At 30.0% G+C, this 23,871-nt stretch carries 20 protein-coding genes; 12 read left to right on the top strand and 8 right to left on the bottom strand.

Annotated elements, in window-relative coordinates; all coding sequences use genetic code 11:
• Positions 1-30: 30 nt before the first annotated feature.
• The 8 genes from ggt to H0I28_RS01730 all read left to right on the top strand — a co-directional run bounded on the left by ggt (position 31) and on the right by H0I28_RS01730 (position 9,322).
• Positions 31-1,722 (top strand): gamma-glutamyltransferase, encoded by a 1,692-nt coding sequence (ggt, locus tag H0I28_RS01765; RefSeq protein ID WP_218760225.1) that lies wholly within the window; start codon positions 31-33, stop codon positions 1,720-1,722.
• Between the two features lie 31 nt (positions 1,723-1,753).
• A complete protein-coding gene (locus H0I28_RS01760) occupies positions 1,754-2,176 on the top strand; it encodes a VOC family protein (RefSeq protein WP_218760224.1) in 423 nt (140 codons plus the stop codon).
• Positions 2,176-3,045 (top strand): RluA family pseudouridine synthase, encoded by an 870-nt coding sequence (locus tag H0I28_RS01755; protein ID WP_218760223.1) that lies wholly within the window; start codon positions 2,176-2,178, stop codon positions 3,043-3,045. Before H0I28_RS01760 ends, H0I28_RS01755 begins: the two co-directional genes overlap by 1 nt.
• 85 nt (positions 3,046-3,130) lie before the next feature.
• Complete coding sequence (locus tag H0I28_RS01750; RefSeq protein ID WP_218760222.1) at positions 3,131-4,414, top strand: hypothetical protein; 1,284 nt, start codon at positions 3,131-3,133, stop codon at positions 4,412-4,414.
• Positions 4,414-5,496, top strand: coding sequence for an AI-2E family transporter (locus H0I28_RS01745; RefSeq protein WP_218752566.1), 1,083 nt, complete (start codon positions 4,414-4,416; stop codon positions 5,494-5,496). Before H0I28_RS01750 ends, H0I28_RS01745 begins: the two co-directional genes overlap by 1 nt.
• 6 nt (positions 5,497-5,502) lie before the next feature.
• Entirely contained in the window at positions 5,503-6,702 is a 1,200-nt protein-coding gene (locus H0I28_RS01740) for a class I SAM-dependent methyltransferase (protein ID WP_218760221.1), read from the top strand.
• Positions 6,703-6,893: 191 nt separating this feature from the next.
• Entirely contained in the window at positions 6,894-7,724 is an 831-nt protein-coding gene (fdhD, locus tag H0I28_RS01735) for a formate dehydrogenase accessory sulfurtransferase FdhD (protein WP_218760220.1), read from the top strand.
• A 59-nt stretch (positions 7,725-7,783) separates the two neighbouring features.
• Positions 7,784-9,322, top strand: coding sequence for a hypothetical protein (locus H0I28_RS01730; RefSeq protein ID WP_218760219.1), 1,539 nt, complete (start codon positions 7,784-7,786; stop codon positions 9,320-9,322).
• A gap of 77 nt (positions 9,323-9,399) precedes the next feature.
• On the opposite strand, the gene H0I28_RS01725 is transcribed toward H0I28_RS01730, so the two are convergent.
• From H0I28_RS01725 to H0I28_RS01715, 3 genes are all read right to left on the bottom strand, one after another.
• The gene (locus tag H0I28_RS01725; RefSeq protein WP_218760218.1) at positions 9,400-10,533 is read right to left on the bottom strand and encodes a cysteine desulfurase family protein; all 1,134 of its coding nucleotides are present in this window, start codon (positions 10,531-10,533) and stop codon (positions 9,400-9,402) included.
• 9 nt (positions 10,534-10,542) lie between these two features.
• On the bottom strand, positions 10,543-11,088 hold the full coding sequence (locus H0I28_RS01720; protein ID WP_218760217.1) for a Smr/MutS family protein: 546 nt from the start codon (positions 11,086-11,088) through the stop codon (positions 10,543-10,545).
• Between the two features lie 178 nt (positions 11,089-11,266).
• Complete coding sequence (locus H0I28_RS01715; RefSeq protein WP_218760216.1) at positions 11,267-11,923, bottom strand: rhomboid family intramembrane serine protease; 657 nt, start codon at positions 11,921-11,923, stop codon at positions 11,267-11,269.
• 85 nt (positions 11,924-12,008) lie between these two features.
• On the opposite strand from H0I28_RS01715, the gene H0I28_RS01710 reads away from it, so the two are divergent.
• The gene (locus tag H0I28_RS01710) at positions 12,009-12,902 is read left to right on the top strand and encodes a lysophospholipid acyltransferase family protein (RefSeq protein WP_218760215.1); all 894 of its coding nucleotides are present in this window, start codon (positions 12,009-12,011) and stop codon (positions 12,900-12,902) included.
• An 11-nt stretch (positions 12,903-12,913) separates the two neighbouring features.
• Positions 12,914-13,804, top strand: coding sequence for a lysophospholipid acyltransferase family protein (locus H0I28_RS01705; RefSeq protein ID WP_218760214.1), 891 nt, complete (start codon positions 12,914-12,916; stop codon positions 13,802-13,804).
• Positions 13,805-13,838: 34 nt separating this feature from the next.
• On the opposite strand, the gene H0I28_RS01700 is transcribed toward H0I28_RS01705, so the two are convergent.
• The 3 genes from H0I28_RS01700 to rpsA form a co-directional block, all read right to left on the bottom strand.
• On the bottom strand, positions 13,839-14,699 hold the full coding sequence (locus tag H0I28_RS01700) for a hypothetical protein (RefSeq protein ID WP_254712816.1): 861 nt from the start codon (positions 14,697-14,699) through the stop codon (positions 13,839-13,841).
• Between the two features lie 4 nt (positions 14,700-14,703).
• Entirely contained in the window at positions 14,704-16,095 is a 1,392-nt protein-coding gene (gene glmM / locus H0I28_RS01695; RefSeq protein WP_218732958.1) for a phosphoglucosamine mutase, read from the bottom strand.
• Positions 16,096-16,404: 309 nt separating this feature from the next.
• Positions 16,405-18,216 carry a 30S ribosomal protein S1 gene (rpsA, locus tag H0I28_RS01690; RefSeq protein WP_218732957.1) on the bottom strand — a complete coding sequence of 604 codons (1,812 nt, stop codon included), beginning with the start codon at positions 18,214-18,216 and terminating at the stop codon, positions 16,405-16,407.
• 242 nt (positions 18,217-18,458) lie between these two features.
• Here rpsA and H0I28_RS01685 point away from each other — a divergent pair, with 242 nt between their 5' ends.
• Positions 18,459-19,088, top strand: coding sequence for a 7-carboxy-7-deazaguanine synthase QueE (locus H0I28_RS01685; RefSeq protein WP_208888786.1), 630 nt, complete (start codon positions 18,459-18,461; stop codon positions 19,086-19,088).
• Between the two features lie 126 nt (positions 19,089-19,214).
• On the opposite strand, the gene cmk is transcribed toward H0I28_RS01685, so the two are convergent.
• The gene (cmk, locus tag H0I28_RS01680) at positions 19,215-19,907 is read right to left on the bottom strand and encodes a (d)CMP kinase (RefSeq protein ID WP_218760213.1); all 693 of its coding nucleotides are present in this window, start codon (positions 19,905-19,907) and stop codon (positions 19,215-19,217) included.
• Between the two features lies 1 nt (position 19,908).
• Positions 19,909-20,931: a type IX secretion system protein PorQ gene (porQ, locus tag H0I28_RS01675; protein WP_218752557.1), complete on the bottom strand. Its 1,023-nt coding sequence runs from the start codon at positions 20,929-20,931 to the stop codon at positions 19,909-19,911.
• 545 nt (positions 20,932-21,476) lie between these two features.
• On the opposite strand from porQ, the gene H0I28_RS01670 reads away from it, so the two are divergent.
• Positions 21,477-23,480: a BCCT family transporter gene (locus tag H0I28_RS01670; protein ID WP_218760212.1), complete on the top strand. Its 2,004-nt coding sequence runs from the start codon at positions 21,477-21,479 to the stop codon at positions 23,478-23,480.
• Positions 23,481-23,871 lie beyond the last annotated feature (391 nt).

Genomic DNA, 23,871 nt, shown 5'->3' with positions numbered 1-23,871 from the left:
AAAAAAATCAAAGAACTTAACACCACCCTTATGAAAAAAATAATTTTACTTTTTAGTCTTTCACTTTTAATGATTAACTGTAAGACTGCAGAACAAAAAGAAAATACTACAGGTCTAATCACTCAAAAGGCTATGGTTGTTTCTGCAAGAATTGAAGCGTCTAAAATTGGCTCTGACATTCTTAAAAAAGGTGGAAATGCTTTTGATGCAATGGCTGCTACAGATTTAGCTTTGGCAGTTGCATACCCATTTGCAGGAAACCTTGGTGGTGGTGGTTTTATGGTCTACCGAAAAGCAGATGGAGAAATTGGCGCGTTAGATTATAGAGAAAAAGCACCATTAGCAGCTAGCAGAGACATGTATTTAGACAATGAAGGTAATGTTGTAAAAGAAAAAAGTACTTTAGGAGCAATGGCAGTTGGAGTTCCAGGAACATTAGCAGGTATTTTTACTACTCATAAAAAATTTGGAACAATGCCAATGTCAGAAATTTTAAAGCCTGTTATCGCTTTAGCTAAACGAGGAGTTGTAGTAACTAAAAAGCAAGAAGATAGAATTAAAAATTATCAATCTTTATTTTTAAAAGCAAATAAAGATTCCATTCCTTTTAATAAAAACTGGAAAGAAAATGACACCATTAAATATCCTGCGTTAGCAGAAACATTAATCCGTATTCAACAAAATGGATTAGATGAATTTTACAAAGGAGAAACTGCTAAAAAAATAGTCAATTTTATTCAAGCAAATGGAGGAATCATCACTTTAGAAGATTTAGCTAAATACGAGGCTAAATGGAGAACTCCTGTTACTTTTACCTATGATGACTTAAAAGTAATTTCGATGTCTCCCCCATCTAGTGGAGGTGTTGCTTTGGCACAAATAATGAAAGCGATTGAGCCTTTTGATGTAGATAAATTTGGGCATAATGCAACAAAATCTATTCAAGTTATTACAGAAGCAGAAAGACGTGCGTATGCAGATAGAAGTTTCTTTTTAGGAGATCCAGATTTTGTTACCGTACCACAACAAAAACTAATTTCTAAAGCATATGCTAAAGAAAGAATGGCAGATTTTTCTTTTGAAAGAGCAACAAAATCAGCCGATGTTTCTCATGGAAATATAGAAGTTATAGAAAGTAATGAAACTACCCATTATTCAATTGTAGATCAATTTGGAAATGCCGTTTCGGTAACCACAACTTTAAACGGTGCTTATGGTTCTAAATTATATTCACCTGAATTAGGTTTCTTTTTCAATAATGAAATGGACGATTTTAGCAGCAAACCTGGTGTGCCAAACATGTTTGGTTTAATTGGTGCAAAAGCCAATGAAATTCATCCAGAAAAAAGAATGTTGAGTTCTATGACACCAACTATTGTTGAAAAAAACGGCAAACTTTTTATGGTAGTCGGAACTCCTGGTGGATCTACCATAATAACATCTGTTTTACAAACTATCCTAAATGTTCATGAATATAAAATGGGAATGCAAGAAGCGGTAAATGCTGCGAGATTTCATCACCAATGGCTGCCAGATGTAGTTAAAATGGAGCCGAATAGTTTTGACAAACAAGTAATCTCAGAATTAAAAGACCTTGGATATACCATTGATGAAACTACTTCTAAAATTATTGGTAAAGTTTCTGCAATTTTAGTTTTACCCGACACAAGTTTAGAAGGTGGAGCAGATAAACGTGGAGATGATACAGCCGTAGGGTTTTAATGAATTTTAATAAAAATAAACTATAAAACGTATGCAAGTACAACCATTTCACTTAGCAATTCCTGTACAAGACTTAGAAAAATGCAGAACCTTTTTCAGAGATATTTTAAACTGCGAAGAAGGCAGAAGTACAGAACAATGGGTAGATTTTAATTTCTTCGGACATCAATTGGTAATTCACCAAAAAGAAGAATATGTACCAACAAAAGCTGTTACAAATCCTGTTGATGGTCATGATGTTCCGGTTCCGCATTTTGGAGTTGTTTTAACTTGGGAAGATTGGCATTCTTTAGCAGAGCGTTTAAAGTCTGTTAACACAAAATTTGAAATTGAACCTTGTATTCGTTTTAAAGGAAAAGTAGGTGAACAAGCAACCATGTTTTTTAAAGATCCAGAAAATAATGCTTTAGAGTTTAAAGCTTTTCAAGATATGAATCAATTATTTGCTAAATAATGCAATTAATAGAAACTCATATTGTAGAAAAGTTAGAAAAACCAATTCGTTTTCAAGAATATAGCGTTGGTATTTTTAACACAATCCCCACAAAATCTGGTATTAAAAAAGCTGTTAAAAAAGGACTTATTTTTATTGAAGGAAGTTTAGCAACCACATCTAAATACATTTGTGGAGGAGAAAAAATAGAACTTTTTGAATCTGAAAACTCATCAACATTTGAAAGACTAAAACTAAATATTGAGGTTTTATTTGAAGACGAAACTTTAGCCGTTGTTTACAAACCTGCAGGTATATTAGTGAGTGGTAATAAGTTTGTAACCATTGCCAACGGATTGGCACAAAACCTTAAAAAAAGTACTTTAGCTGATGCAGTAAAACCACAACCAATTCATCGGTTAGATTATCCTACAAGCGGACTTTTATTAATAGGTAAAACAAGCACAGCAATTACAGCATTAGGGAAATTATTTAAAGAGAAAGAAATTCAGAAAACCTATTTTGCTGTTACTATTGGCAAAATGAACTCAGAAGGAACGATAAAACTTCCTATTGATAAAAAAGAATCTAAAACAAATTTTAAAGTTTTACATACTGTAATTTCAGAACGTTTTGAATTTTTAAACTTGGTGAAATTATCACCAAAAACAGGAAGAAAACACCAACTTAGAAAACATTTATTTTCTTTAGGAAATCCTATTTTAGGTGATAAAGAGTACTTTTTAGAAGGTAAAGTTTTAAATGGAAAAGGCTTGTATTTACATGCAGCAACTTTAGATTTTGTGCATCCTTTTACAAAAAAAACTATTTCTATATCAAAAGAACTTCCAAAGAAATTTAATAAAATATTTAAAGAACTATCGTTTTAAAAACCTTATTAACTTATAATAAAGCCAACACATAGTTTCTTCATTCTAAAAAGATTAATTTAGCCACTTATTATAAAATCACAAAATGAAGAAGCTTTTTAAAATTATTGGAATTATTTTATTACTAATAATTGTTTCTGCAGGAATCTATTATTTTGCTACAAACGAACCTTTACCAGAAGGAAAACAAGGTAAAGAAGCCGATGCTTTAGCAGAAAAAATGTTAAATGCATTAAATATTGATGCCTACAAAAACACAGAAATACTAGAATGGAGTTTTAGAAATGAACATCATTATAAATGGATTAAAAGAACAAATGTTGTTATTGTAAAATGGAACGAAAATACCGTTCATTTATTTTTAAATGAACCGCAAAAAAGCCTTGTAGACTTTAAAGGAATTGCTGTTGAAAATCCAGATCCAAAAATTATAAAACAAGCACAAGACTATTTTAATAACGATTCTTTTTGGTTAGTAGCTCCTTACAAAGTTTTTGATGCTGGAACAGAAAGGCGCCTTGTAAAATACAATGATAAAGATGCCTTATTAATTACCTACACTTCTGGTGGTTCTACTCCTGGAGATTCTTATCTATGGTTTTTAGATGAAAACTATTTACCAACTTCTTTCAAAATGTGGACTTCAATAATACCTATTGGTGGCGTTTCTGCAACTTGGTCTGATTTAAAAGACACCAAAACGGGTATCAAATTACCAACTAAACATGAACTATCTATATTTGGTTTAGAAATAAGTATGGGAGAAGTAACGTCGGAAAATAGTAAAGCAGATATTCTTGCTAATAATATTTTAAAAGCTATAAAACATGAAGCATACAAAAACACTCGTTTTATAGAATGGAGCTTTGGAGAAAAAAGACATTTTAAATGGGACAAAGAAAAACATATTGTAGACGTTTCTTGGGATAGCATTCGTGTACATTTATATCCTAGAAATAGAGAAAATAGCAGTGTGTTTATCAACAACAAAAAACAAGAAAAAGCAGATACAACTATTGTAAAAAAAGCTTGGGATATTTTTAACAATGATTCTTTTTGGTTAGTTGCTCCGCATAAATTATTTGAAAACGGAATTATAAGAAGCATACAGCAAGTAGATCATAAAGACGCGTTGTTAGTAAAATATACAACAGGAGGTTCTACACCTGGTGATTCTTATTTGTGGATTTTAGATTCTAATTTTGTACCTAAAAGCTATAAAATGTTTGTAGCAAGCATGAAAATGGATGGTGTTTCTGCTACTTGGCAAGATTGGATCACTACAGAAAGTGGTACTTTGTTACCAACTAATCATACTTTTGGTAATGGTAATATTTTAAGTATGGGTAAAGTAAAAGGATATAATTAATGAAATCTAAAACAATTGCCAGCGGAATTTTAAGGGCTATAGGAATACTTTTAGGAATTTTTCTTCTTGGTTATTTCTTATACACCATTCAATCTGTAATTATCTATATTATAATTGCAAGTATTTTATCGTTGGTTGCCAGACCTATCATTATTTTTCTAAGAGCAAAATTAAAGTTTCCCAACACGCTTGCTGTTGTATTTACCATGATTTTTATGTTAAGCCTATTAACAGGTTTAATTTTAATGTTTATCCCTTTAATTACTGAGCAAGGCCAAAATTTATCTTTGCTTGAGGTGGATAAACTAGAAGCAAATATTCAAGAAATTTTTAACCAAATTACAGGCTATTTTTCTTCTAGAGGAATAGATGTTTTGGGTGAATTAAAAAATGTAGATTTTATTTCTCAATTTAAAGAAATCCCTGATTTCTTAAATGCTGTTTTAGGTGCTGTAGGTACAATAAGTGTTGGTTTATTTTCTGTATTATTTATCTCTTTCTTTTTTATGAAAGATAGTCACTTGCTTAAAAACGGCGTGATGGTAATAGTCCCAGAAGGCAATGAAAGCAGGTTTTCTAAATCTTTAGACACCATTAACAATTTACTGTCTAGATATTTTATTGGACTAATTTCTCAAATTACAATCCTATTTATCATATACACTATTATCTTACTAATTTTTGGAATTAATAACGCCGTCGTCATTGCTTTTTTATGTGCTTTGTTAAACCTAATTCCGTATGTTGGTCCCTTAATTGGCGCCGTAATTATGTTTATTTTATCGATGACAAGTAATATTGGATTAGATTTTCAATCAGAAATTTTACCAACAACCATGTATGTAATGACTGGTTATCTAATTGCACAATTAATTGACAATTTTGCGAGTCAGCCAATTATATTTTCTAAGACAACAAAATCTCATCCGTTAGAAATTTTCTTAATAATCATTATTGGAGGCCTACTTTTTGGTGTTGTAGGTATGATTACTGCTGTACCTTTATACACTGCGTTAAAAGTAATTTTAAAAGAGTTTTTGGCTGATAATAAAATAGTAAAATCATTAACTAAAGACCTCTAATTTCTTTTGAACAAAGCCATTTTAAGTCCAAAAATTCAGCAATTTATTACTGATAATTTAAAATCAAACATTACAAAACTGATTTTAAAAGGAAGTCCATTTAAAGATATTTCTGTACAAGAATTAGCCAATCAAATTGTAGCTAAGCAAAAATCTGAACACAAACTTGAAAGCTGGTTTTCTACAGAAAATATTTATTATCCGCCTAAAATAAGTATAGAACAAACCTCTTCAGAAATTACGGCTGCTTATAAAAGCAACCTAGTTTCAGGCAATTCAATTATAGATATTACAGGAGGTTTTGGCGTAGATTGCTTTTATTTTTCAAAACAATTTAAAGAAGTTATTCATTGTGAAATTAATGAAGATTTATCTAAAATTGTAAAACATAACTACCTGCAATTAAAGGTAAAGAACATCACTACTTTTTCTGGTGATGGTCTTGAATATCTAAAAAATCACAAAGCAAATTTTGATTGTATTTACATAGATCCCTCAAGAAGAAATGATCTAAAAGGAAAGGTGTTCTTACTAAATGATTGTTTACCGAATGTTCCAGAAAACATCGATTTCCTTTTTACTAAAACCAATCAAATACTCATTAAAAATTCACCTATTTTAGACATTACAAGTACAATAAATGAATTAAAATTTGTAAAAGAAATTCATATTATTGCCTTTAATAATGAGGTGAAAGAATTGTTATTTTTATTAGAAAAAGAGTATAGTGATCCAATAAAAATCAAAACCGTAAATATTGGTAAAAAAGAGATACAAACTTTTAACTTTAATTATAAAGAAGCAGTAAATTCTGAATATTCTAAACCACGCTCCTATTTATATGAACCCAATGCTGCTATTTTAAAATCTGGAGGTTTTCATGAAGTTTCACAACAATTGAAAGTTTTTAAATTACAACAACATTCTCATTTATATACCTCTGATGAAATCATTGATTTTCCTGGAAGGGTCTTTAAAATAGAAAACGTTTTAAGTTACGATAAAAAGAAACTTAAAAAATTAGTTGTAGAAAACAAAGCAAATATTACCACAAGAAATTTCCCAAAAACGGTCGCTCAAATTAGAAAAGAAACCAAAATTAAAGACGGTGGAAATACATATTTATTCTTTACAACACTTAATACTACTGAGTATATTGTTATTCTTTGTAAGAAAGAACAACACAAACAGATCCTAAACAACTAAATGTTAATAAATTAAACTCATTTTTTAACATTTTATTAAGTTTTATTACTAAGTTTACAAACACTTTAAGTGTTTTTTGATTAGGGGCTTAAAACACTTAAATAAAAAGTCTCGAATTCACTTTCGAGACTTTTGTTTTTTTACACTACTTTTTTCAGTAATTTTGTATGGAAGGCTTAACCTTTCTAAACATGCAAACAAGCACCTATAAAGCACTAAAAATTAATCAAAACGCACAGACTTCAATTCAGGATGTTTTATTTGTAGAAGCTGCTTTACAAATTAACATTAATGATGAGCCTTATACTGTAGTTATGAGAACACCAGATAATGACAAAGCATTAATAAGAGGATTGCTTTTTGCTGAAGATATTTATAAAAGTGACAAAACTTTAATTTTTAACATAGTTAAGGAAGAAAATGAAATTCCGACGATTATAAATGTTACTATTTCTAAAGAAGTATTAGGTAAAGGATATTTAAATAAAAGAACATTGCTCTCGGTTTCTTCTTGCGGAATTTGTGAAAAAAATGAGCTAAAAGACAATAATGTTGAAGGAGAAAAACGAACTAAAACAACTACTTTTTCTAGTACTGTTTTACATGAAATGTTATTAAAAATGAATAGTTTTCAGCATACTTTTAAAAACTCTGGTGGTAGTCATGCAGCAGCAATTTTTAATAAAAACCATGAGTTTTTAACCGTTAAAGAAGATATTGGAAGACATAATACTGTAGATAAAGTAATTGGAGATTTATTGATAAAAGACTATTTAAAGCATGCTAAATATTTATTGGTAAGCGGACGCGTTTCTTACGAAATTGTTTCGAAAGCATTTATTGCAAAAATTCCAATTATTGTAGCAGTCTCTGCCTGCTCTTCTTTAGCTGTAGATTTTGCAAAAGAATTTGGTATTTGCTTAATCGGTTTTACAAGAGAACAAAAAATGACCATTTATTCAAATCCTTCATTTGTTGAAAAAACGAAAAGCTATGTCTTAAAACAGAAAAGCAGATATTAGCAATACTCCAGCTTCCAAAACAGTAATTATCATCATTAAAAAAAGATAAAAATCACCTTATGAAAAAGATTATTTTTTTACTTGTAGTTCTAATTTCTAACCAACTATTATTTTCTCAAATAGAAAATACTCCGAAGAAACTTACTCAAAAAGGGTTTGCTAAAATAGATTTCCTTTCTATTGATATGCCTAATATAGAAACTTCCAAAGAACCCAATATGGGACTAACAGGGATTCATTATAATCTATTTTTAGGTGATGAATTCTATACAGGTGTTGGGCTCTATGGTTCTATTGCAGGAATACGAGGTGGTTTTTTTACTTTGGGAGTAAACGCAGGTCTTAAAAAATATTTTTCTAATAAATTATATGTGGATACCGGTTTTCACTTTGGTGGCGGTGGTGGCGCAGGTGCTCTTGATGGCGGTGGTGCTTTTATATTACCTCATTTTAATTTAGGTTATGACTTTAAAAACTTTTCATTAAACGGAGGTTGGAGTTATGTTAACTTTTTTGATGGTGGAGAAATTAAAGGGCATCAACTAAATGTAGCTTTAGAAATTCCTTTAGATTTTGAATATTCAGATTATAAATCAGCAGAAAAAGAAATAGATTTAGATCATTTTAGTAATACTAGTTGGAATCAAAATCCAAAAAGAAATTCTTTAATGGTTCACTTTAACAATTTAAAGGTTTTAAGCAAGGCTAAATCTACAGATGATCAAGTTTTAGAAGGTAAAACCATAAAATTAGCCGGATTTGAATATACTTCTTACTTAAACAAAAATTGGTTTACATTTTTAAAAGTAGATGGTGCTTACGATGGTATTAGAGCAGGTTATATGGATGTTTTACTTGGTGGAGGTTATCATTTATCAATGAACAAAAACAGAACCAATATTTTAGCAAAATTTGGTATTGGTGCTGGTGGTGGTGGTGGTGTAGATAGTAAAGGTGGTTTCTTATTTTATCCTGATTTATCTATAGAACAACAATTATTTAAAGACATTTATGTCTCTGTTAATAAAGGCTATCTCTTAACTCCGAATAAAGATTTTTACACTTCTTCTTTTGGTGTCGGAATTAAATATTATATAGAGAGAAATGGAATAAATACCGACAACACAACCTTTACAAAAGGGAAATTTAAAGGCTTTGAAGTCATTGTAAAGCAAGACATGTATTTTAATGCTAAAAGAATGGAAGATCCTACAGAACACATGCATCAAATTTCATTGCAAATAAATTTAGATTTAAATAAAAATGTATATGTTGCTGGTCAAACTTCTTTTGCAAATTTTGGTAATGCAGGTGCTTATGGTGAAGGTTTGGTTGGTGCTGGTTTAAAAACGAATCCTTTATTTAATGATTCTACTTCTTTATTTGCACAACTATTAGGTGGTGCTGCAGGTGGTGGTGGTATTGCCACAGGACAAGGTTTAATTATAAAACCAAGTTTAGGATTCGATTATGAGCTTTCTAAAACCTTAAATTTAAGAGCAGCTGCAGGTTATGTAAAAGCAAGAGGAGGCGAACTAAGCAGCCCATTTATCAACCTTGGTCTAAAGTATAACATCTCTTTTTTAAAATTGAAATAATAAAAAAAAATAGCACTACTTAAACTATGTATTTAAGTAGTGCTATTGATATATTTAATAGATTTAATGTATTTTACTTATATAGCAGTTTCTAAATATTTAACAACAAAATCAATTTCTTCTTTGGTTGTATATTTAGAAAAAGAAAAACGAACTGAGGTTTTATTTGCATCAGTATCATTTAATATTTCTTGTAATACGTGAGAACCTTTATTACTTCCACTTTGGCAGGCACTTCCTCCAGAAATAGCTATTCCAGCCATGTCTAAACTAAATAAAAGCATATCATTGGTAAAAGGAAAACGCACATTTAAAATGGTATAACTGCTATTTTCTATGTCTGAAGAAAGACCGTTAAATTGAATGTCTTCTGAAATACTCTTTAATTCAAAAATAAAATACTTTTTTAAATTCTCAATGTAATTTTTATCTTCCTCTAAACTAGAAACAGCAATTTCTAATGCTTTTTCCATCCCTAAAATAGCATGTACATTTTCTGTACTAGACCTTGCACCCATCTCTTGTTCGCCACCATGAAGCATTGGTAAAATTCCAAATCCTTTTCTAAAAAAGGCAAAACCTACTCCTTTTGGGCCATGAAACTTATGTGCACTCGATACCATAAAATCTAACGATATTTTCTGTAAATCAATATTATAATGACCTATCGCTTGTACGGTATCCGAATGAAATAAGGCATTATTCTTTTTACAAATCTCGGTAACTTCATCAACATCTAAAATATTACCTATTTCATTGTTAATCAACATTAAACTTACCAACGTTTTATCTTCTGATGCTGATAAAAGCTGCTCTAAATGAACAGTATCCACAGTTCCAAATTCATCAAGATTTACATAATCTACAAGTATGTTATGATTTTTTTCTAAATGAAAACACGTATGTAAAACGGCATGATGCTCTATTTTAGTCGTAATAATTCTTTTAACTCCAAGGTTAAAAACAGCATTGTGCAATATTAAATTATCTGCTTCTGTGCCACCAGCAGTAAAAATAATTTCGCTGGCCGTTACATTAAAATGCTTTGCAATATTCTTTCTAGCAGTTTCTACCGCAGATTTTGCTTTTCTACCAAATTGATGAATAGATGATGGATTTCCATAATTACTCTTCATAGACGTATGCATTACCTCTATAACTTGGTCATCTATTTGAGTGGTTGCTGCGTTATCTAAATAAACGGTTTTCATAACTTAAAATTAAATAGGGTTTTGAAAAATATAAACTTCTGTAGCTCCTAAGCCATATTTCTTATAAGAAGCATCATAAAATTTTACTGGATATTTATTTAATAATCTTAAAAGTTCAGATCTTAAAACACCTTCTCCAACTCCATGTATAAAAACTACTTTAGCGATTCTTTTAGCTATGGCAAACTCAATTTTACTTTTTGCAGTGTCTAATTGTAGGTTTAACATATCGTAATTATCCATGTTTCTTGTAGACTTCGTCAGTTTACTTATATGCAAATCGACTTCTAAAATCACTTCTTTCTTTTCTTTTTTAAATAAACTTTTCTTTGGTTTATTCTGTGCAATTTTATCTTTTAATAGTGAATTATTAATATCACTAAACTTAGACAACTCATGTTGCTCTACATCAATTCGAACTAATTCTGATCCATTGAATTTAAAAATCATACCATCGGTAGTTTCTACAGAAATTTCAGCACCATTAATACCGATGACATTTCCTTTTAGAACATCATCTAAAACAGCTACTTTATTTCCAATTTTTAAACTCATTCTTTATCTTGACTTAATTTTATTATCGTTTTTTTTAGAAAGTAAATTTATTACAAAAGTAACAAGCTAAAAAAGGTTCTCTCTAAAATAGGTATAAATTCTGATTACTTAACTCGTTAAGATACTGAAACAAGTTCAGTAAACTTGGAGTTCATCATAGTGAGCAATCACTTCTTTTTTATAAACTTTTTAATTTATCACCAAAAAGTAATAATAGTATAATTGGAATTCCCAATGCTATTACTAAAATCTTATTTGTTTCAAATAAAGACGGATTTAGTAAAAGTGTAATTGCAAAACCTCCAATAGCTCCACCTAAATGTGCTGAATGCCCAACGTTACCCAATTGCTTTTTCATTCCGTAAATTGAATACAATAAATACCCAACTCCAAAAATATAACCAGGAATTGGTATTGGAATAAAAAACAAATACAATTCCATTGCAGGGTATAAAAGTATGGATGCATATACAATCCCAGAAACCGCTCCAGAAGCTCCTACAGCACTATAATAAGGTTCATTTTTGTGATATTTAAGTGAGTACAAACTACCTGATAATAAACTTCCAAAATAGATTACTAAAAAACCAGGAATCCCTAAAATCTGAGCAACAATATCTCCAAAAAGATATAGAGCATACATATTAAAACCTAAATGCAGCCAGTCTACATGTAAAAAACCCGAAGTTAAGGTTCTTATTTTTTCACCAGATAAAACTTTACCTACTTGAAACTTATATTTATCTAAAAAAGAGTAATCATTAAACCCTTTCATAGAAACCAAAACATTGGCAATAATCAGTATTAATACTGCTTGATTTATATTGTTCATCATAAAGCAAAATTACTGAAATCTGATTTACTAATGCTACTCCATTTTAAATTTATATCCGATATTTGCATACTTAAAATAATACTCCATGCATTTAATTGTTTTTAGTCTTATATACCCGTTTATTTGGTTAATATCTAAACTTCCTATGAAGATATTGTACATAATTTCGGATGGACTATATCTCTTAAACTATTACATTATTGGCTATAGAAAAAAAGTGGTTTTAGAGAATTTACATTTAGCTTTTCCTGAAAAAAGTGAGGAAGAAATTATAAAAATTAGTAAAAGTTTTCTTAAACATTTAACCGATTTTATTGTAGAAAGTATAAAGACTTTTACAATTTCTGAAAAAGAAATTTCTAAAAGAATTAAATATAAAAACATTGATTTACTAAAAGAGGTTGCTAAAAACGGAAAAAGTATTTCTTTAGTAGGAATACATCAAGCAAATTGGGAATGGTTGACAGGCTTACCTTTAAAAATTAAAAAACCAGATTTTTATGCTGCGTATACCAAAGTACAAAACAAGCACTTCGAAAAAGTAATTAAAATGTCTCGTTCAAAATTTGGTGGTACCTTATATAGAACCTCAGACACTATTAGAAACCTTCATCGAAATTTTGTAAATAAAAAACAAGGTATTTATATTTTGTTAAGCGATCAATCTCCACAAATAAAGAATACTCATTATTGGGCTGAATTTATGGGGATAAAAGTACCAATTCATACAGGTGCAGAAACTCTAGCTAAAAGATACGATATGTCTTTTGTATACTGGACGACCAGAAAAATTAAAAGAGGTTATTATGAAGTTGAATTTGAATTGATTACAGAAAATCCAAAAGAGTATAAAAATTACCAACTTACAGATAAATTTATCGAAATAACTGAAAGAAATATTAGAAATCAACCTGAAGTTTATTTATGGTCTCACAAACGTTTTAAACATAGAGATAAAGTTCCGATATTACCATCATAAATAACAACCATATGCAATTATTAAGTTTTGTACTTACATATCCATTAATTTTACTGCTCTCTATATTACCAATGAGAGTTTTATATATTATTTCGGACTTTTTTTTCTTTCTAGTATATTATGTTTTTCGCTACAGAAAAGAAGTCGTTTTAGCAAACTTACATCTTGCTTTCCCTGAAAAATCTGAAGATGAAATAGCATTAATTTCTAAAAAATTCTTTAAACATTTTACAGACTTGGTTGTAGAAAGTGTCAAATACTTTTCTATTAGTGAGAAGGAGATAAAAAAACGTTACAAATTTTTAAATCCAGAATTAGTAGATAATTATAGCAAAAAGAAAAGAGGTATTATAATTGTTGGAGCACATCAAGCTAACTGGGAATGGTCTACAAGTATGCCACTTGCTTTAGAAACAACAATTTTAGGCGCATATACTAAAATACAAAACAAGTATTACGAGAAAGCGATTAAAAAGAGTAGAAAACGGTTTGGTATTGATGGTTATAAAACCTCTGAAACAATTCTTAATATTCAAAAAAACATTGACAATAACCTACAAGCTGCTTATATTTTACTAAGTGACCAATCTCCACAACCTCATAAAACGTATTATTGGAGTGAGTTTTTTGGTGTAAAAGTACCGATACATACTGGTGCAGAAATGCTTGCAAAAAAGTTCGACTTTATTGTAATTAACTATGTAGCAAGAAAAGTAAAAAGAGGGTATTATGAAATTGAATTTCAATTAATAACGGAAACGCCTAGAGATTTTGATGATTATCAAATTACGGATAAATACACAAAAGTAACCGAAGAAAATATAAGGCTACAACCAGAATTATATTTATGGTCTCACAAACGTTTTAAACATAAAGACAAAGTGCCAAAAGAATTTTTATAATCCTTTTGGCACTTTTAGTAGATTTTTATTTCTTTTACAAATTAAACCTTCCTCCAATAAGTATATTTCTTTGGAAAAAAGTAAAACTTTGAGAAGCTCCATCATTTGGATTATAAGTCGTTTTAACATCTGGCATATAAATATAACCAAACTTTAAATCTGATTGGATATAGAAATATTTAAAGAATGTAAAATCTAGTCCAATAACAGCTGAAGTACCGTAACCTGCAATATGAAACTCATCATGTCTTTCTTGATCAAATAACTTAACATCTGTTCTTGGATACAAAATTCCAGCTCCTAAACCTTCCGTAAGGTTTATTTGAAAATTCTTATGATTTAAACCTATTAAGTGACCAATTTCATCAAATCTTCTAAACTCAACATTTACATAATTTAAACCATCGGTATGTTCTAGCTGTAAAAAATCTTCAGATAATATTTGATTATCATTATTATAAACACCATCAAATGGAGTTCCTGCATTTATCTCTCCGTCAATTTTTACCGTTTGGTCTGCAACCATTACATATTTCATGTGGTCTACACCTATAGAAATCGTATAATTTTCTTTTAAAAAATATCCTATTCTATAATTGTTTTGAGGAATGGTAATTCTACTCGGATTTAAATAATCGTTGAAACTAAATGGCGTTTGTCTGTCTTTTGCTTTTACATTACGTAAAGTAAAATCATAACTACCATTATCACCAGTAAAGTGAATATCTGAATCAGAGTAATTAGCCCTGTTCCACCCCCAATAAAAAAAGAATTTTCCTTTATTGGTTATTTTCTCTACATTTTTTAAATTGTCAATATTTTCTGTACTATTTTCTTGTGAAAAAGAACAGATGCTCATTAATAAAAATGAACCTATTATTACTTTTGTTTTCAAAATACTATGCTATTATTGCTTTAATTTCATTGATAAATCTTACGGCTAAATCATCTGCAGCTTGCTGTGACTTTGCTTCTGTATAAATTCTTATAATTGGCTCTGTATTCGATTTTCTTAAGTGAATCCATTCGTCTGCAAAATCAATTTTTACACCATCTATAGTATTTACATCTTCGTTAGAATAGGTAGACGCCATGGTTTCTAAAATTTTGTCAACATCTATTTCTGGTGTTAACTGAATTTTATTTTTACTCATAAAATAACTTGGGTACGAATCTCTTAATTCTTTACAAGATATTTTTTTATTTGCTAAATGAGATAAAAACAAAGCGACACCAACTAGAGAATCTCTACCATAATGAGAAGCAGGGTAAATAATTCCTCCGTTTCCTTCTCCACCAATAACTGTATTGGTTTCTTTCATTTTGATAACCACATTTACTTCTCCAACTGCTGAAGCTGTATACGTTCCACCATGCTTTTCTGTTACATCTCTTAATGCTCTAGAAGAAGATAAGTTAGAAACGGTGTTTCCGCCACCTAATTTTCCTAAAACGTAATCTGCACAAGCAACTAATGTATACTCTTCTCCGAACATAGAACCGTCTTCAGAAATTAAAGCCAAACGATCTACATCTGGATCTACTACAATTCCGAAATCTGCTTTTTCTTTAACCACCAATTCAGAAATATCTGTTAAGTGTTCTTTTAAAGGTTCTGGATTGTGAGGAAACTCACCATTTGGTGTACAATATAACTCTACACATTTAACACCTAATTTTTTTAATAAAGCAGGAATAAAAATTCCTCCTGTAGAATTTACTCCATCTACAACTACTTTAAATTTTGCTTTTTTAATGGCTTTTACATCCACTAAGTCAAGATTTAAAACTTCTTTAATATGCTTTTTTAAGTATTTTTTATTCTTTTTATAAGAACCTAAATCATCTACTTCTGCAAATGAAAAGTCTTCACTTTCTGCTAAAGCTAAAATCTGCTCTCCTTCTTCTCCATTTAAAAATTCTCCTTTTTCATTTAAAAGTTTTAAAGCATTCCATTGCTTTGGGTTGTGAGAAGCGGTTAAGATGATTCCTCCATCTGCTTTCTCTAAAGGTACAGCAACTTCTACAGTTGGTGTTGTAGATAAACCTAAATCGATTACATCTATTCCTAAACCAACTAGAGTATTAGCAACTAAACTAGAAATCATTTTACCAGAAATACGAGCATCTCTACCAACTACTACTTTAATTTTTTTCTTATCTGCATTTCTTGCTTTAATAAAAGCTCCGTATGCAGAGGCAAACTTTACAGCGTCTATTGGGGTTAAATTATCAGCCGTTTTTCCGCCAATGGTTCCTCTAATTCCTGAAATTGATTTTATTAATGTCATAATATATACTTGTCTTTTTAAGCGGAACAAATATAATTCTATTAAATGATTAAATAAATTAGTGAGCTGTAAATTTTATGTAAGCTATTTGTTAGCAAAAATGTGCGTTAGGGATTGAAGTATTTGTTTGAGCTCTTTTTTATTTTTCTTAAAAAAAGCGAGTGCGGAAAGCCCGACCTTTTTAGGAACGCCCCTAAAAAAAGTTTTCAGTATTCAAAAATTAAAATTTTTAAATACTAAAAATCTAAAGCACAAAAAAAGCCGATACAAATTGTATCGGCTTTTAAAATATATTAGAAATGTAAATGATTATTTACCTTCTTCCATTTTTTTCTTTAATGCTGCAAGACCACCAATATCTCCTAAGGTAGTTTTTTCTGCTTCTGCTGCTTTCTTAACGGCAACTTTCACATTTCTTTTTTCTTGCTCTTTAAATAAAGATGTATGAGAAACAACAACTCTTCTGTATTCTTTAGAGAATTCTAAAACTACAAATTCGATTTTGTCTCCTTTTTCTAATTTAGAACCATCTTCTTTTTCTAAGAATCTTGTAGGTGCAAATCCTTCTACGCCATCAGCGAAAATTACAACTGCTCCTTTATCATTCTTTTCTTTGATTGTTCCTTCATGTTTAGAACCGATTGCATACGTAGCTTCATGTGCATCCCAAGGGTTATCTTGTGTTTGCTTATGACCTAAGTTTAACTTTCTGTTCTCTACATCTAATTCTAATACTTGTACTTCTAGTTTATCACCAACAGTTACAAAATCTGAAGGATGCTTCACTTTCTTAGTCCAAGATAAGTCTGAGATATAAACTAAACCATCAATACCTTCTTCTAATTCTACGAATACACCAAAGTTAGTATAGTTACGAACTGTACCAGTGTGTGTAGAACCTACAGGATATTTAGTAGTAATATCTGTCCAAGGATCTGGATGTAATTGTTTGATACCTAAAGACATTTTACGGTCTTCACGGTCTAAAGTTAAAATTTGAGCTTCAACTTTATCTCCAACTTTTACGAAATCTTGTGCAGAACGTAAGTGAGTTGACCAAGACATTTCAGAAACGTGAATTAACCCTTCTACTCCTTGTTCTACTTCTACAAACGCACCATAATCAGCTAAAACAACAACTTCACCATTTACTTTATCACCAACTTTTAATTCGTTGTTTAAAGCTTCCCAAGGATGAGCAGATAATTGTTTTAATCCTAATTGAATTCTAGATTTGTTATCATCAAAGTCTAAAATTACAACGTTTAATTTTTGATCTAATTCTACAACCTCATTTGGATGATTGATTCTAGACCAAGATAAATCAGTAATATGTACTAATCCGTCTACACCACCTAAATCAACAAAGACACCATAAGAAGTAATATTTTTAACAATACCTTCTAATACTTGTCCTTTTTCTAATTGACCAATAATTTCTTTTTTCTGTAATTCAATATCAGCTTCAATAAGAGCTTTATGAGATACAACAACGTTTTTAAATTCGTGGTTGATTTTAACAACTTTGAATTCCATTGTTTTCTCAACATACTGATCGTAATCTCTAATTGGCTTAACGTCAATTTGAGATCCTGGTAAGAATGCTTCGATTCCGAAAACATCTACAATCATACCACCTCTAGTTCTACATTTAACGAAACCGTTAACTACTTCACCAGTTTCATGAGCATTGTTAACACGTTCCCATGCTTTAATTACTCTTGCTTTTTTGTGAGATAATACTAATTGACCAGAAGAATCTTCTCTTTTGTCAACTAATACTTCTACAGTATCTCCTTCTTTTAAACCTTGGTTGTAACGAAATTCGTTTAAAGAAATAACTCCTTCAGATTTAGAGTTGATATCGATGATTGCATCTCTATCAGTAATTCTGATTACAGTTCCTTCAATTACGTCACGCTCGTTTACAAAACCTACAGTTCCTTCTAACGCTTTTTCAAATGCTTGTAATTTTTCTTCATCAACAGCTTCAATACCTTGTTCGTATTTGTGCCAGTTAAAATCAGCTAAAAATTGTGTTGGATCTACAGCTGGAGTTGCTGTTGCTTGTACTTCAGTAGCAGCTACCTGCTCTTCAGTGTTTTTTGTTTCTTCAGACATTTCTGAATAATAATTTTGTATCTTATTGTTTATCAGATTTTAACGATATAAACGCAAAGAGTTGTTTTTATAAATTGTTTTAAATATTCCTTTTATAAATCTGTTCTCGTAAAAAGGAGTGCAAATTTACAAAAATGTTTTGATTTATAACACTTTACAATTAATTTATTATTCCTTTTATTGTTGATATACAAAAAACTACCTTTGCACCCTTAAAACCTTTTAGGTAGATTTTAATGAAGATGGATAAAAATACAAAAGATTTAGTAGATAAAGGAATAATGCTTCCGTTAATGGAAGAGTTCTATACCATACAAGGAGAAGGTGCTCATACAGGTACTGCCGCTTATTTTATTAGGGTTGGTGGTTGCGATGTGGGTTGCCATTGGTGTGATGTTAAAGAAAGTTGGAACGCAGAATTGCACCCACCTACTTTAGCAGATACTATTGTAGACAACGTTAAAAAATATGCTAATACCGTTGTTATAACTGGTGGAGAGCCTTTAATGTGGTCTATGGATTATATTACAGAAAACCTTCAGAAAAACAATATTAGAACGCATATAGAAACTTCTGGAGCGTATTCTTTTTCGGGAAAATGGAATTGGTTTTGCCTTTCGCCTAAGAAAACAAAAATGCCTTTAGCCGAATGTTATCCTGAAGCAGATGAATTAAAAATGATTATTCATAACAAATCTGATTTTGATTTTGCTGAACAAGAAGCCGCTAAGGTTGGTGCTAAATGTCAACTTTATTTACAGCCAGAATGGAGTAAAAAAGAAAAGATGACTGCAGAAATTGTAGATTATGTTATGAAAAATCCAAAGTGGAAAATTTCTTTACAAACACATAAATACCTGAATATTCCATAATATTCAGGTATTTTATATATTTATTAGAAGCTGTTTCCTGCTTTCCGCACTCGCTTTTTTTTCGTCTCTCAAAAAAGAGCTCAGACAAATGCTTCAATCAGGGCTAAACTATTTGTAAGCTTTAAACTATCCCTCTATTCTTCTATCTACTATAGAGCAAATACGCTCAAACTGTTCATTAATACCCATATCAGAATTATCAAACTCAATAGCGTCTTTTGCTTTCATTAAAGGAGAATCTTTTCTGGTAGAATCTATTCTATCTCTTTCTTCTACATTAAAAAGTATGTCTTTAAAATCTACTTTATCACCTCTATCAATCAGTTCTTTATAGCGTCTATTAGCTCTCTTATCTGCAGAAGCTGTCATAAATAACTTTAATTCGGCATCCGGAAAAACAACTGTACCAATATCTCTACCGTCCATAACAATACCGCTGTTTTTTCCCATTAGTTGCTGTTCTGCTACTAACTTTTTTCTTACTTCAGAAATCGCTGCAACTTTACTAACTAATTGAGAAACTGCTAAAGTTCTAATCTCTTTTTCTACATTATCAGCGTTTAAAAACATTTCAGCAAAACCTAAATCTTCATTGAACTTAAATGTAAGAGAAATATGTTTTAAATTTAAAATAAGTCCTTTTTCATCTAAATGAGTTTTACTCACAAAATTATTGTTCATAGCAAATAAGGTAACTGCTCTATACATTGCACCTGTATCTACATAAATATAATTGTACTTTTTTGCTACTAATTTAGCAATGGTACTTTTTCCTGTTGATGAAAAACCATCAATAGCTATTATAATTTTTTTATTCATATTACCTTCTACTATCTAAATCTATTAATAAACTAAAAGTACTTGCATTTGCTGCAGAATGAAATTTAGAGTACGCATAATTGAACTTTAATCTGTTCATTTGAATTCCAAATCCATAAGAGAAACCACTAAAAGTTCTTGCGTTTTGTAATTTTAATTCAGCTGCTCTTCTAAAATTATAGCCTAATCTTAGATTAATCAAACTCTCTGGAAACAATTCACCACCTATAACAAAATGTCTAAAAGTATTTCCTAAAAAACCTACGTCTTCATTAGTAATATTACCTTCTAAATCGGTTGTTTGATCAGACGGATTAGCTACAGAGATATCCCATTTTTGTAAATTATCTATAGTTGCATACCATTTTAAAGGTACGTGTTCTAATTTATAAGAACCTCCTAAAGCTACTTTAAAGGGCATTTTTTCTTTTACACCATTATATGTTTGTATTTGAGTACCAAAATTTCTAGCAACTAAAGTAAATGTATATGGTTTATAAGGGCTATTATATAAAATTGCTAAATCTGCAGAAACACCAACAGAGCTATAACTATCAATATTAGAGTTGATAAACCTTATGTTGGCTCCAATAAAAAAATTTGATCTTGGTATATTTAGAGCATACCCAGCTGAAACGGCAATATCACTTGCATTAAAATTACCTGTTTCATTTCCTTCCTCATCAGCTCCTATTAAAGAACCATAATCTATATATTTAATACTTCCATGTATAGTTCCAAACCTTCTAGAAATCGTTTTTGCAAATGCTAAAGAACCAATATTTATACCGGCTAAGTAACTCGTGTAATTTGCAGATAATTTATTATCAATTTCAACACTTATCACAGAAGGATTCCAAATTGGCTGGTTTACATCATCTAAAAGCGTTAAAACCTCACCACCTAAAGCTACTTGTCTCGCAGAAGTAGAAATATTTAAAAACTGATACACTTCTCCTCCTCCAACTTGAGCAGTTAAGGAGATAGAAAAAAATAAAATAGAAATAAAAAATAATTTTATCATTAACTAATTTAGTTTCAATTTACAAATATACTTTATAACGTAGTAGCATCATAAAAATTACTATTTAAAACTATAAAATATTTTCATTTAAATGTCATTATAAGATAATCCTGAATATTATTCATGAAATATATTTATATTTTCTGAATAATTAATATTGATACTCAACAGACATATAAAAGCTATTAAGTTCCTACCATCTATTTCCTAAGAATACAATTATACATGGTTTTGTCTTAAAAAGGTACTTCAAAAGTAAAAAATTGAATCTTCTACTTATTCTGAATACATATTAAATTAAAGGTTTCAAGGCTAAGAAAATCAACTACACTTTATTAGCTACAAAGGCCATTGGCTATCCAAATCCTTTCTATTGATTATTTTTATTGTAATTTTGTTCATGCAACTGTTTTTCTGCTTTTATTTTTTCTTATAAGCTTTGTCTTTAAGCTTTATCTTCACTGCACATTAAATTTTACCTTTTGAAAACAGTATTAAACAGAACACTAAATTAATCAACCTAAATATTTTACGAAAACTACAATATGAGTAATTCTTTTAGAACCAAAACCACTTTAGATAAAGGCGTAACTATACCTAGTCTAATTTTTATAATCTCCATTTGTCTAATTTCTGCTATTTTTCCTGAATTTACAGAAACCCTCCTGAATAAGGTTAAAAACTTCATATTTGTTAACTTTAATTGGGTATACGTTTGGTGTGTTACAATATTTGTTATTTTCTTGGTTTATTTAATGTTTAGTAAGTACGGAAATATTAAGCTAGGAAGTAACGATAGCAAGCCAGACTATTCTTTCTTTTCATGGGTTTCAATGCTATTTTCCGCTGGTATGGGAATTGGGTTGATGTATTTTAGTGTAGCAGAACCTATGCAGCATTACTCCAATGAAGTATTAATGGGCAACAGTACCATTAGTCCTGCAAAAAATGCTCAATTATATACTTTTTTCCATTGGGGAATTCATGCTTGGGCTATTTATGGTACTGTAGGACTATCATTATCCTACTTCGCATATCGATACAAACTTCCACTTTCATTACGAAGCTGTTTATACCCAATACTAAAAGATAAGGTTAAAGGAAAATGGGGAAACGCAATTGATGTATTCGCTCTTTGCAGTACCTTTTTTGGAATAACAACCACACTTGGTTTTGGTGTTGTTCAAATCAATTCTGGATTAGAAACCCTAAACATAGTACCCGAGAGTAGTTTTATCTATCAAATTATAATAGTAGGTGTATTGGTTTCTATTTCCATTTTTTCTGCTGTAACCGGCGTAGATAAAGGTGTTAAAATACTGAGTAATATTAATATTATTAGTGTTGTTATTTTATTATTATTTGTTTTATTTCTTGGACCAACTGTTTATATAATAAGCAGTTTTACCGAAGGAATGGGAAGTTATATTCATAACTTTTTTAAACTAACATTTAATACACATATTTATGAAGAAGAAACACTGCCTTGGTTTTACGATTGGACCATACTTTACTGGGCGTGGTGGATTTCTTGGTCTCCTTATGTTGGACTTTTTATTGCTAAAATATCAAAAGGAAGAACTATACGAGAATTTATTTCGGCAGTATTAATCATACCAACATTATTCAATTTTATTTGGATGTCTGTATTCGGAAATAGCGCTATTTGGTTTGATATTAATGTCGCAAATGGTCTACTTAGTGAATTATCTAGTAATCCTGATGCCTTGATGTTTAATTTTTTAGAATACCTACCATTCACTAAAGTAATTAGTTTATTAGCTATTTCTATCATTCTTATTTTCTTTGTAACATCTGCAGACTCAGGTATGTTTGTAATGAATAGTATCTCTAGTAAGAACTCACAAAATTCTCCTAAATGGCAAACTGCAGGATGGGGAATTCTACTTGCTATTCTAGCCCTATTTTTATTAAACGCTGGAGGGCTTGAAGCCTTACAAAGCATGACACTTATTACAGCACTACCGTTTTCTATAATTATTCTATTATTTGTTGTGAGCCTTGTAAAAGCACTCGCTATAGATAATGATTATTACAAACGTGATTTTCAAGTAACCCCTTGGTCTGGTTTATTTTGGAAAGAACGTTTAAAACAGATTATTTCATACGATGACCAAAAATCTGTTGATGAATTTATTGAAAACACGGTTAAACCTGCCTTTAAAGAACTACACCAAGAATTTGTAAATAATGGAATTGAAGCAACTGTTCATTTTTCCGAAAAACCCAAAAGCGTAGAAATTGAAATTAAGTATGATGTCGTTAATAATTTTGTATATGGCGTAAAAAATCAATCCAAATTAGTTTCTCAATACTTAATTGATGAAGACAACCTTGGAGGATTTGAAGAAGATTGTTCGTACCTTCCTATAACTTATTTTGGTGATTACAGAAAAGGATATGACGTACGTCTTTTTACTAAAGATGAACTAATTTCTGATGTCCTCAAACATTACGAAAGGCTTTTAGCTATTATTTCCGAAGAAAAAAACGAAATATTTATTAGTAGTAATGCTAATAAAAAATAAATCAGTACGATGTTCATCCTTTAAAACAAATACATCTCTCTAAAAAACGAAGTCAAAACAATAATATCAACATAACAATGACTACTACTTACGAAACCATTCAAAGGTTTTGTAAATAATAGTCATATAAACCTCATTAAGAGTTATTTGATAAATATTTAAATTTGATATTTTTCCAGAAAATTCTCTGTATGTGTTCGATTACTGTAAATTTAAGTCAGTAAGGTAACCTAGCTTTAGAAATACTTTTTTTTATTCTAAGACCTCGGTATAATAGCTGAGTATTTAAAATATAATCTTATTTAACAGTAATTTTATCTAAGTAATAACAATGTTAAGTAACATATTTGCTTTTATAAGTAAAAAAGGAATATTCTGTTTACTAGAAAAT

Origin of the sequence: Polaribacter sp. AHE13PA, from assembly GCF_019278505.1 — a bacterium.
Lineage (GTDB): Bacteria > Bacteroidota > Bacteroidia > Flavobacteriales > Flavobacteriaceae > Polaribacter.
This window is presented reverse-complemented; position numbering and strand designations above follow the sequence as displayed.